General features: G+C 64.2%; 10 protein-coding genes. 6 read left to right on the top strand and 4 right to left on the bottom strand.

The genetic code is table 11. From position 1 onward, the window contains the following. The first annotated feature begins 170 nt into the window (after nucleotides 1–170). Genes RMO57_RS16480 through RMO57_RS16465 form a run of 4 tightly spaced genes read left to right on the top strand, consistent with a single transcriptional unit; the run spans nucleotide 171 to nucleotide 2153 of the window. Nucleotides 171–374 carry a hypothetical protein gene (locus tag RMO57_RS16480; protein WP_310388435.1) on the top strand — a complete coding sequence of 68 codons (204 nt, stop codon included), beginning with the start codon at nucleotides 171–173 and terminating at the stop codon, nucleotides 372–374. Nucleotides 375–431: 57 nt separating this feature from the next. After that, on the top strand, nucleotides 432–1253 hold the full coding sequence (locus RMO57_RS16475; RefSeq protein WP_310388433.1) for a glucose 1-dehydrogenase: 822 nt from the start codon (nucleotides 432–434) through the stop codon (nucleotides 1251–1253). Between the two features lie 23 nt (nucleotides 1254–1276). Then, entirely contained in the window at nucleotides 1277–1720 is a 444-nt protein-coding gene (locus tag RMO57_RS16470; RefSeq protein WP_310388432.1) for a MaoC family dehydratase N-terminal domain-containing protein, read from the top strand. After that, nucleotides 1713–2153 carry a MaoC/PaaZ C-terminal domain-containing protein gene (locus RMO57_RS16465; RefSeq protein WP_310388430.1) on the top strand — a complete coding sequence of 147 codons (441 nt, stop codon included), beginning with the start codon at nucleotides 1713–1715 and terminating at the stop codon, nucleotides 2151–2153. Before RMO57_RS16470 ends, RMO57_RS16465 begins: the two co-directional genes overlap by 8 nt. A gap of 14 nt (nucleotides 2154–2167) precedes the next feature. Here the strand turns inward: RMO57_RS16465 and RMO57_RS16460 are convergent, their stop codons facing one another. Next, nucleotides 2168–2953, bottom strand: coding sequence for an SDR family NAD(P)-dependent oxidoreductase (locus RMO57_RS16460; protein ID WP_310388428.1), 786 nt, complete (start codon nucleotides 2951–2953; stop codon nucleotides 2168–2170). Between the two features lie 205 nt (nucleotides 2954–3158). On the opposite strand from RMO57_RS16460, the gene RMO57_RS16455 reads away from it, so the two are divergent. Further along, nucleotides 3159–4319, top strand: a complete 1161-nt coding sequence (locus RMO57_RS16455) for an acyl-CoA dehydrogenase family protein (RefSeq protein ID WP_310388426.1) — start codon at nucleotides 3159–3161, stop codon at nucleotides 4317–4319. A 45-nt stretch (nucleotides 4320–4364) separates the two neighbouring features. Then, nucleotides 4365–5561 carry an acetyl-CoA C-acetyltransferase gene (locus tag RMO57_RS16450; protein ID WP_310388424.1) on the top strand — a complete coding sequence of 399 codons (1197 nt, stop codon included), beginning with the start codon at nucleotides 4365–4367 and terminating at the stop codon, nucleotides 5559–5561. On the opposite strand, the gene RMO57_RS16445 is transcribed toward RMO57_RS16450, so the two are convergent. From RMO57_RS16445 to RMO57_RS16435, 3 genes are all read right to left on the bottom strand, one after another. After that, nucleotides 5562–6362 carry an enoyl-CoA hydratase/isomerase family protein gene (locus RMO57_RS16445; RefSeq protein ID WP_310388422.1) on the bottom strand — a complete coding sequence of 267 codons (801 nt, stop codon included), beginning with the start codon at nucleotides 6360–6362 and terminating at the stop codon, nucleotides 5562–5564. It abuts the gene before it with no gap. A 55-nt stretch (nucleotides 6363–6417) separates the two neighbouring features. After that, nucleotides 6418–7587 (bottom strand): acyl-CoA dehydrogenase family protein, encoded by a 1170-nt coding sequence (locus RMO57_RS16440; RefSeq protein WP_310388420.1) that lies wholly within the window; start codon nucleotides 7585–7587, stop codon nucleotides 6418–6420. Nucleotides 7588–7676: 89 nt separating this feature from the next. Further along, a complete protein-coding gene (locus RMO57_RS16435; RefSeq protein ID WP_310388419.1) occupies nucleotides 7677–10262 on the bottom strand; it encodes a LuxR C-terminal-related transcriptional regulator in 2586 nt (861 codons plus the stop codon). Between the last annotated feature and the right edge of the window lie 165 nt (nucleotides 10263–10427).

Genomic DNA, 10427 nt, shown 5'->3' with positions numbered 1-10427 from the left:
GTGTCCGAACGCAAGTCTGTCGATGAGGCTACGGTTTTTGTCGGATTCGACGATTTGACGCGGTGATACACAATATGAGTCACCGCGGCTGCGAATGGGTCAGTCAGTCACAACGACGCGACTGACCCGTCTGGACGTGATCTACCAACTCATGGAGGGCAAGCAGATGAATGGCATTCCAACGGAGCTTCAGAAGCAAGTGCAGTGGCTGGTCGATAGAGAAGCCATACGCGAGCTGGTATCTGCATACCTACAAACAGACACCAGACGGCTGGAAATTCTTGAAGAGCGGCGGAAAGATCATGTGGGCTGCCGGCGAGAAATTCGTCTATCTGACGATGATCGACGAACTGGCGCAGAAGGCCTCCGGCTAGCCAGGGGCGGGCGGTGCAGCAAGGACTCAAGCAGACCAACCAACGAAGGAGAACATCATGACGGATCTAAAGGGTAGAGCAGCAATTGTCACCGGCGCTGCCAGCGGCATCGGTGCCGCGATCGCGCGCGGCTTCGTGGAATGTGGCGGGCGCGTCGTCATCGCGGACATCGCGGAGGAGGGTGGCAAGGCGCTGGCCAAGGAACTCGGCGCCGCCGCATTGTTCGTGCGCACCGATGTCGGCGAACAGGCCGACCTGGAAAACGCTGTCACACGCTGCGTCGAGAGTTTCGGCGGGCTCGGCATCATGGTCAACAATGCCGGCTACGCTGGCGTCTTCGGCCCGATCGACGGGCTCGACGCGGATGGTTGGGACCAGACCTTCAGGATACTGTTGAAGGGCGTCTTCCTCGGTTGCCGGGCGGCCGTTCCAGCGCTGCGCAAGGCGGGCGGCGGATGCATCATCAACATCGGCAGCGGCGCCGGCATGCGGGCTGGCTACGGGGCACACGCCTATGCCACGGCCAAGGCGGCGGTGATCCACTTGACCAGCTCGGTCGCGCTGGAAGTCGCGCCCGACAACATCCGCGTCAACGCGATCTCCCCCGGCTTCATGCCCACACCGCTGGCGACCAGTTCCCTGACGGGGACCCCCGAGGAGGTAGCGGGAAAGGCGAAGCGGATGCGCGATGCCCTGATCGGACCACAGCCACTGAAGCAGATGGGCCAGCCGCAGGACATCGCCAATGCGGCGCTGTTCCTGGCCAGCGAGCAGGGCAAGTTCGTGACCGGGCACAATCTCGTTGTCGATGGTGGGCTTATGGCCGGTCGTGCGGTCGAAATGCAGCCAGCCTTCTTCTTCGGTCGCCGCCACGGCTAGCTTGCAAGAATGGAAGTCGACGCATGATTGATCACCGTTTCATCGGTCACGAACTGCCGCGTTTTGCGGTGGACGTGGAAGCCGGCCGATTGAGTTTCTTCGCCAAGGCGACGGGCCAGACCGATCCGGTCTATCGCGACCTGGAAGCGGCGTGGCAGGCCGGGTATCCGGCTATCCCGGTGCCGCCGACCTTCTTCTTCTGCCTGGAAATGGGCTCGCCCAATCCGAACGTGATGCGTGAGTTGCTGAGCATCGACATCGGGCGCGTGCTGCATGGCGAGCAGCAATTTGTCTACCACCGCATGGCCTACGCCGGCGATCGCCTGAGTTTCGCGGCGCGTATCGAGGACATCTACGACAAGAAGAACGGCGCGCTGGAATTCGTCGTCAAGGCGGTGCACATCACCAACCAGCGCGGGGAACCGGTCGCCGAACTACGCAACACGACGGTGGTACGCAATGGCTGACAACATGGCAGTGCCAAAGATTCTTGCCGCCGCACGCGTCGGCGATACGCTGCCGCCGCTGGTGAGCGAGGCGATCACGCGCACCACGCTGGCGCTCTATTGCGGTGCCTCTGGCGACCACAACCCGATCCACGTGGACCTCGACTTCGCGCGCCGCGCCGGCATGGATGACGTGTTTGCGCACGGTATGCTGTCGACCGCCTACCTGGCGCGTCTGTTGACCGGCTGGGCGCCGCAACCCTGGATGCGTACCCTGAACGTGCGCTTCGTTGCGATCACGCACCTGGGCGACATCGTGCATTGCAGCGGACGGGTCGTCGCCGTAGAGGCGGGCGCGGATGGCGTCGAGGTGCGCGTCGCGCTCAGCGCGGCCAATCAGGATGGCCAGGTCAAGATCCAGGGTGAAGCGGTTTTCGCCGCGCCCAAGATCTAGTCCAGAAGCTGCGATCAGAGCGCGTAACCGCCGTCGACCATCAGGGTCTGGCCGGTGATGAACTTGGCCCGGTCGGAGGCGAGGAACTCGATGGCCTCGGCGATATCTTCGGCGGTGCCGAGACGCCGCAGCGCCAGGATCTTCCTGGTCGCATCCAGCCACTTGTCGGTAAAGTCGCCGTTGCCTACCAGTTCGCTGTACATGCCGTCGGTGATCACACCCACGCCCACCATGTTGGCGCGGATGCCGTAGCGTCCCTCCTCGCAGGCGATACCACGAATGATGGATTCGATCGCCGCCTTGGGCGCGGACGAGAGCAAGTCCTTGGCGGCATAACGACGGATGGCCGGCGTGCCCACCGAGATCGCCGAGCCGCGGCTCTTGCGCAGTTCGGACAGACTGCCCTGCAGGATGTTGTAGCAGCCGAACAGGTCGATGCTGACGTGTGCGCGGAAGTCGTCGGGGTCGCAATGGCTGATGTGGGGCATGGTCAGCATCGGGCCGGCAGCGTAGACGGCCGTATGGATGCCGCCGAAGCGCTCGGCCGCGGTGCGGATGAAATCGCGCACCACCGTCTTGTCGGTCAGGTCCACCGGCGCGATCAGGGCTTCGCAGGCCAGGGCGCGCACGTCCGCGGCGACCTTCTCGGCGCGCTCGAGGCCGCGATGGTAGGTCAATGCGACGTTGGCGCCGGCTGCGGCGAAGCGGCGGCAGATCGCCGCGCCGATGGCGCCGGAGCCGCCGGCGACGATCACGGCACCCGACGCGTAGCGCGCTGTGGCAGGAGCGGCTTTGCCCATTGGCATGTTCCTTCGTTTCTGGATGGATGGGGAGGCCGCCGATGCGCTGTGGTTTGACTGCCCCAGAGCTGTTTGCAGGTAGCCTGATGCGTATCATGCTTTGGCGTGGGTCGCCTGCAATCGTCGGATTCGACGAGGCGCTGCCGGGGCGGGCCATCCTAGACTGCGTTTCGCGTTTTACTTCTTGACCTACGAGGAACGGCAGATGCCCAAGCTGCAAGACGATTTTGAAGAAATACGGGACCCCATCCGCGCCCTGTGCAGCCAGTTTCCGGACGCGTATTTTCGCCGTCTCGACGAACAGCGCGCGTACCCGGAAGCCTTCGTCGATGCCCTTATCAAGGGGGGCTGGCTGGCGGCGATGATCCCCGAGGAATACGGTGGTAATGGCCTCGGTCTGACCGAAGCCAGCGTCATCATGGAGCAGATCAACCGCTGTGGCGGCAATTCCGGGGCGGTGCACGGCCAGATGTACAACATGGGTACGCTGCTGCGGCACGGCAGCAAGGCGCAGAAGGATCGCTACCTGCCCCCGATCGCCGCAGGCGAGCTGCGCATCCAGTCGATGGGGGTGACCGAGCCCACCACCGGCACCGATACCACGAAGATCCGAACCACTGCGGTGCAGCGCGGCGACCGCTACGTGGTCAACGGGCAGAAGGTGTGGATCTCGCGCATCCAGCATTCCGACCTGATGATCCTGCTGGCGCGGACCACGCCGGTAGCCGAGGTCAAGCGCAAGTCCGAAGGCATGTCCATCTTCATCGTCGACCTGCACCACGCGCTGGGTCATGGGTTGACCGTGAAGCCGATTGCGAACATGGTCAATCACGAGACCAACGAACTGTTCTTCGAGGATCTGGAGATCCCGGCGGAAAACATGATCGGCGAGGAAGGACAGGGCTTCAAGTACATCCTCGACGGGCTCAACGCCGAACGCACCCTGATCGCCGCCGAATGCATAGGCGACGGCTACTGGTTCATCGACCGCGCCAACAAGTACGCCAACGAGCGCATCGTGTTCGACCGGCCGATAGGCAAGAACCAGGGCGTGCAGTTCCCCATCGCCGACGCCTATATCGAGGTCGAGGCGGCCAACCTGATGCGTTACCGGGCGGCGCGCCTGTTTGACGACAAGCAGCCCTGCGGTGCCGAGGCCAACATGGCCAAGTATCTTGCGGCCAAGGCCTCCTGGGAGGCCGCCAATGTCTGCCTGCAGACGCATGGCGGCTTCGGCTTCGCCTGCGAATACGACGTCGAGCGCAAGTTCCGCGAGACCCGGCTCTACCAGGTGGCGCCGATCTCGACCAACCTGATCTACAGTTACGTTGCCGAGCACGTGCTCGGCTTGCCGCGCTCTTTCTGACGCCCGCTGCTGCCGCATCGCTCGCTTACCGAACAGGAGACAGTCATGAGAAAGGTTGCAATCGTCGCGCCGGTGCGTACTGCGGTCGGCGCATTTGGCGGCGCCTTGCGCGGCTTCGAGGCGTCGCAGCTCGCCGCCGTGGTGGTACGCGAGATCCTCACGCGCAGCGGACTCGACCCGGCGCGCGTCGAAGACGTGGTGTTCGCGCAGTCCTACGCCAACAGCGAGCACCCCTGCATCGGCCGCTGGGCGGCGCTGGAAGCCGGCCTGCCGATCGAGGTTCCCGGCATGCAGCTCGATCGCCGCTGCGGTGGCGGGCTGCAGGCGATCGCCACCGCGGCGATGATGGTGCAGTCCGAGGTCGCCGACGTGGTGATCGCCGGCGGCGTCGAGTGCATGAGCAACATCGAGTACTACACGACCGACATGCGCTGGGGCAAGCGCTCCGGATCGTCACGACTGCATGACCGCCTGGATCGGGGCCGCGAGCGCTCGCAGCCGGTCGAGCGTTTCGGCCACATCTCGGGCATGATCGAGACCGCCGAGAACCTCGCCCGCGAATGGCAGATCACGCGCGAAGAAGCCGACGCCTACGCCATGAGCAGCCAGCAGCGCGCCGCCGCAGCCTGGAGCTCGGGTAAGTTTGCCGGGGAAGTGGTGCCGGTCCTGCTGCCGCAGAAGAACGGGGAAACGGTTTCCTTCATGCAGGACGAGGGCATACGTGCCGACACCAGTCTCGAAGGCCTGGCCAGGCTGCGTCCGCTTGTGGACCAGGGCACCGTTACCGCCGGCAACGCGGCGCAGCAGAACGATGCCGCAGCCGCTTGCCTGGTCGTCGCCGCGGACAAACTCGCGGCCTTGAACCTGGAGCCCATGGCCACTCTCGTGGGCTGGACAGTCGTTGGCTGCCATCCGGCGCACATGGGCATAGGGCCTGTTCCGGCGATACGCCGCCTGCTCGACAGGACTGGACTCAAGCTCGACGCGATGGACCTGATCGAGATCAACGAAGCCTTCGCCTGCCAGGTGCTGTCGGTGCTGAAGGGGTTGGCGTTGAGTGATCGCGAGCGGATCAATGTGAACGGTTCGGGCATCTCGCTGGGGCACCCCGTCGGCGCCACCGGCGCGCGCATCCTGACCACCCTGCTCCACGAAATGCAGCGGCGCGGCAGCCGCTACGGCCTGGAATCCATGTGTATAGGGGGCGGCCAGGGCATGGCCGCGATTTTCGAGCGCCCCTGATCAGGCGCGTTCACCTCGGTCGGGACCGAAACTCGGCGTCTCCTTGGCGAGAAAAGCCCGCACGCCTTCTCGGCATTCGGTCGAACTGAAGGCGAGGTCGCTCAGCACCAAGGCCTGGCGCAGTGCGTCGTCCTCGGTGGTATCGAAAGCAACGTCGATGGCGCGCTTGCAGTAGCGCAGCGCGCGCGGCGCTCGCAGGGCCAACACCGTGGCTATCTCCTGTGCGGCATGCAAACTCCGCCCGCGTGGCACCACGCGATTGACCAGGCCCCAGGCGAGCGCGGTGGCGGCATCGATCGGTTCGCCCAGCAGCATCATTTCCTTCGCCCGGCCCGCGCCGATGCGCCGCGTCACGCGCACCGGCCCACCGCTGCTGGGGAACACGCCGAGCTTGATCTCCGGCAGCGCGAGGCGGGTATGTTCTTCGACCACAAGCAGGTCACAACATACGGCGATCTCCAGTCCGCCACCGAACGCAAGGCCGGAGATGGCGGCCACGGTGGGCTTGGGGAAGGTGGCGAGGTGGCTGAATACTGCGTTTTGGCGCGCGAGCTTGCCGGGTACCACCTGGCCGGGCGCCATGAATCGGGTAAATTCGCCGATGTCCGAGCCGGCGCAAAACGCCCGTTCGCCGGCACCGGTAAGCACCAGGGCGCGCACGTTTTCATCGCTTGCCAGCGCATCGAGTGTTTCGCCCAACGCGTGGGTGAGCCCGAGCGTGACGACGTTGAGCGGCGGGTTGTTGAGCGTGATCGTGGCAACGCCGCTGACGATGGTGCACAGAACCCAGTCGGTCTTCATGGAAATGCCCTGGCAAATCCGACTCCAGCAGTCAGGCCGCCTGCCTGCCGAGCGGCTACTTGTGCTGGTCGAACTTTTCGCCCAACAGGGCCCCGGCAATGATGTTGTTCAATACCGTAGGCAGGCCACCACCGTAGGAGGCTACCACCACGTCACGATAAGCCTGCTGCACCGGGTAGTCCATGGTGACGCCATCACCACCGTGCAGTTGCATCGCCTTGAAACACACGTTGCGGCCGGTCCTGTTCGCCACCGTCTTGGCGACGCTGACCTCCAGCGCGCGCGGGAACTTGCCATCGACCGCCGTCAGCGCCGCTTTGAGCATGAGTAGACGAGCCCCCTCGAGTTCCATGTGCATCTCGGCGATGGTATGGTAGATCGACTGAAATTCCATGATGGGCCGACCGAATTGCTTGCGCTTGCGGATATAGGCCACTGCTTCGTCGTACGCGCCTTGCCCCAAACCTACCGAAACTGCCGAGTTGTGCAAGCGCTCGATGTTGAAGGCGCGCATCAGCCGCGCGAAATTGCCTTCACGCAGGACAAGGTTTTCCTTCGGCACGCGACAGTCCTCGAAGAACAGGTTGCCATGCGGCGTGGCGCGCGCACCCATGAATTCGGGCCCCTTCTCCATGCGAAAGCCAGGCAGGCCCTTCTCGACGATGATGGCGCCCACGCCTTTTGAGCCCGGGATGTTCTTGAAGCGCACAAAGGTGGCGTATATGTCGTCCTCTGTGGCACCGGTGATGAAGCGCTTGCTGCCGTTCAAGATGAAGTAGTTGCCGTCCTCTGTCGCGGTGGTTTCCAGGTCCGACATGTCCGATCCGTGCAGGGGCTCGGTCAGCGCGATGGTGCCGGCTTTCCTGCCCGCCACGATATCGGGCAGGAACTTCGCCCGGCAGGCCTCGTTCTCGGCGGCGATGATGATCGCCGGGCAGGGGCCCGAAGTTCGGAAAAAGGCTTCCGACGGCAGCCACGACTTGCTTATGCTGGTCATCAGCTCGACCGCCAGCGCGTAGTCGATGGCGTTAAGATCAAGGCCGCCGTATTGCTTCGGTACCATGAGTCCAGTCAGCTGGTATTTGCCGGCGGTCTTGAGCATGTCGAGCAGGGGGGCCTTGTCTTCCCGATCCCATTTGCTGATGAACGGCATCCATTCTTCGCAGAGCGCTTTCACCCGTGTCAGCATTTCCTGCTGCTGCGCCGAGGGCTGAAAATATTCCATCGTGATCACTCCTGAAGTTGTGCGGTCAGGAGATAGTACAAATCGCCAGGGTACTGGCGCGTCGTCGGAACCGACGAGGAAATGCCAGATCAGGAAATCAGGCCGAGACGGCGGGCAATGGATACCGCCTGCGTGCGGTTGTTGGCGCCAAGCTTCGCGTTGATACTGCGCAGATGGGTACGCACGGTCGTATCCAGCACTTGCAGCTCCGTTGCCATTGCATCGTTCGACAAACCTTCGCCCAGCAGTTTCAGTACCTGGAACTCCTTGCGCGTCAGCGCCTCGGCCATGCCTGCTCCGCTCAGCGCCAGCGCCTGGCCGCTTTCCTCACGTGATTGTCCGAACGCGGCCAGCAGCTTCACAATGTACCCCCGCGTTGGCAGGGCGACATCGAGTTGGTCGGATGCGCGGGTCAATTGCTGGAGCAGCACCGCCACCCGGTCGCCCTCGTCGACAAACAGCCGGATGAATCCTTCGGCGCCGGCGTCGCTCAGGGCCCGGTGCAGCTCCTCAAGCGCCGCCTCCTGCATGTTCGCCGCATGAAGCGCCATGGACAGCAGGATGCGCAGCTGCAGGACGCGGCGATAGCGGTGCGCCTGCCGGGCGCGGTCGCGCGCATCACGCAACAAGGGCACGGCGCGGTCGGCCCTTCCTTCGTACACCATCAAGCGCAAGCGGGCAATCTGCAGGGAGTCCAGATCGTGGGACATCATGGAAAAGCCCTCAAGCCGTTCCCACAGAAATGGCACATCGGCCTGTTCCAGTTCGCGCGATGCAGCAGCAACATCGCCGCGTAGCTGAAGCAGCCGTGAACGGGCAATGCGCACGGTAGCCACGGCGCGCGGCCATTGCTCGCGGCGGCCGAAATATTCAAGCTCGGTAAGCAGGGTCCAGGCCCCGTCGATGTCGCCCTGATAGAAGGCGATGCGCGCCAGCGCCAGGGAGCCGACGATGACCTGGTCTGGGAAGCCCTGCTCCTTGATCGCCGGCAGGTGCAGCCTGAGTCGCCGTCCCGCGTCCTCCCATTGATTCAACTCGTAGGCGACGACGGCGTAGAACAGGCCCGCCACCGCATTGCCGCTCACGTCCTCGACCGAAAGTGCCGGCTCCAGGCTTCGCTCGGCGAATCGGAAGCGTGCGGCGGCCTGCCTCAGCCGACCCTGCATCAGGTCGACGACGCCCTCGCAACAGGCCGAATAGACTGTGCCGACCGGATTGGCAGTGCCGGCCCCCACCGCGCTGGCCTCTTCGAGCATGCGCGTTGCGGCATTTTGTTTGCCCTCGACGACCTGCATCGTGGCGATGGAGTTGGCGAGGATGCTGAACGGGAACGCGTTTCGGTCGATCAGCAGTGCGACGTTGCGAACGCCGATGTCGAAAGCCTCCTCGAAGCGGTCCATGCGCAGCAGCAGCAGGGGCCGCAGCGCCAGCAGGTCGTCGTGGATGGATCGGTGTCGGACCTCATGGTCGACCTCGGCCTCGAGGGCGTCAAGGTCCGACAAGGCTTGCTCCGGTTGCTGCGAAAAGAACAGGGCCCACAGATGAATCGCGCGCAGCTGTGAAATGTCGGCCAGCATGGAGGCTGGAATCGCCTGTAGCCAGCGCGCCAGCAGCCGGGCGCGCCCGGCGTGCAGGATGGTCTGGGCGAACTGGGACAGGATCGCGATCGCGCTTTGCGCGTCGTCGCCGGCCAGGGCGTGCTCAATCGCGGCGATCGGACGTTGATGATCGAGGCACCACTGCGAAGCGGCCCGGTGCAGGCTGGCCACACGATCGGGAAACGTACGGCGCAGTTGCTCCCGCAGGAATTGGGCGAACAGGCTGTGATAGCGATAGAGCTGGCGCTGAGCGTCGAGCGGGATCAGAAACATCTGCGCGCGTTCGAGCTCTGCCAGCAGTTCGGTGCTGTCGCTGCGGTCGCGCAGCCAGTCGCACGACGGCGCGCTCAATTCGGACAATACGCTGGTCTCGAGCAGAAAAACGCGCGGCGCTTCCGCCAGTCCGCTCAGCACGTCCGCGCTGAGATAATCCATCAGCGCGGCATTGGAGCCGGAGAACCCGGCGATGAACGGCCGCGGATCCTCGCGCCGCGCCAAAGAGACCGATACCAGCGACAGCGCTGCCGCCCAGCCTTCGGTCGCGTTGTAGAGGTGCTTCAAATCGCATTGTTGGAGCTTTAGCCCGCGCTTTTCCACCAGGTATTCGGCAATCTCCTCGCGCGAAAATCGCAGTTGCCGCGGCTCGATCTCGAATAACTGGCCAAGCGCGCGCAGGCGCGCAAGACCGAGATCGGGAATCACGCGCGAACCGATGATCAACTGACCGTCCGGCGGCAGGCTGTCGATGATCTCGCGCGTGATGGCCAGCACGGCCGGGTCATGGATAGTCTCGAAATCGTCGAGAAACACGGCGAAAGGCTCGCTGCTGTTGGCGATGCGTTCGAGCAGGCCAAATCCGGCCTCGGTCTGGCCGCCGGGGGACTCGTGCGGCGCCAGTGTGTGGGAGGGGGTCAGCTGTTCGAACAGCGAGCCGATGAAGGACGCGAAGCGCGGCACATTGTTGTCCAGATCGTCCAGCGTCAGCCATGCCGAACGGATGCCGGCGACGGTCATGGCCTCGCGCATCTGCAGCATCACGGTGGTCTTGCCGAAACCGGCTGGGGCGCGAATCACCACCAGTCTTGCACTCCGTATCGCGGGCAAGTCGCGCAGTATGCCGGCGCGCTGCAGGAGGTGTGGCGACGGCTGCGGTACCTGCAGCTTGCGCGCAGGCAGCCCGGGCTTGTGCGGAGTCGCTGGTAACCCGTTGCGAGTGGGCGGTCGGTTCGTCGTCATCACGCC

It is taken from the genome of Roseateles sp. (assembly GCF_031397715.1).
GTDB lineage: Bacteria > Pseudomonadota > Gammaproteobacteria > Burkholderiales > Burkholderiaceae_C > Paucibacter_A.
The sequence above is the reverse complement of the archived record's forward strand: the minus strand, read 5'-3'. Positions and strand labels throughout refer to the sequence as shown.

Coding starts and splice junctions, on each gene's coding strand:
- RMO57_RS16475 (WP_310388433.1), top strand. CDS start 432: ATGACGGATCTAAAGGGTAGAGCAGCAATTGTCACCGGCGCTGCCAGC.
- RMO57_RS16450 (WP_310388424.1), top strand. CDS start 4,365: ATGAGAAAGGTTGCAATCGTCGCGCCGGTGCGTACTGCGGTCGGCGCA.
- RMO57_RS16455 (WP_310388426.1), top strand. CDS start 3,159: ATGCCCAAGCTGCAAGACGATTTTGAAGAAATACGGGACCCCATCCGC.
- RMO57_RS16470 (WP_310388432.1), top strand. CDS start 1,277: ATGATTGATCACCGTTTCATCGGTCACGAACTGCCGCGTTTTGCGGTG.
- RMO57_RS16465 (WP_310388430.1), top strand. CDS start 1,713: ATGGCTGACAACATGGCAGTGCCAAAGATTCTTGCCGCCGCACGCGTC.
- RMO57_RS16440 (WP_310388420.1), bottom strand. CDS start 7,587: ATGGAATATTTTCAGCCCTCGGCGCAGCAGCAGGAAATGCTGACACGG.
- RMO57_RS16480 (WP_310388435.1), top strand. CDS start 171: ATGGCATTCCAACGGAGCTTCAGAAGCAAGTGCAGTGGCTGGTCGATA.
- RMO57_RS16445 (WP_310388422.1), bottom strand. CDS start 6,362: ATGAAGACCGACTGGGTTCTGTGCACCATCGTCAGCGGCGTTGCCACG.
- RMO57_RS16460 (WP_310388428.1), bottom strand. CDS start 2,953: ATGGGCAAAGCCGCTCCTGCCACAGCGCGCTACGCGTCGGGTGCCGTG.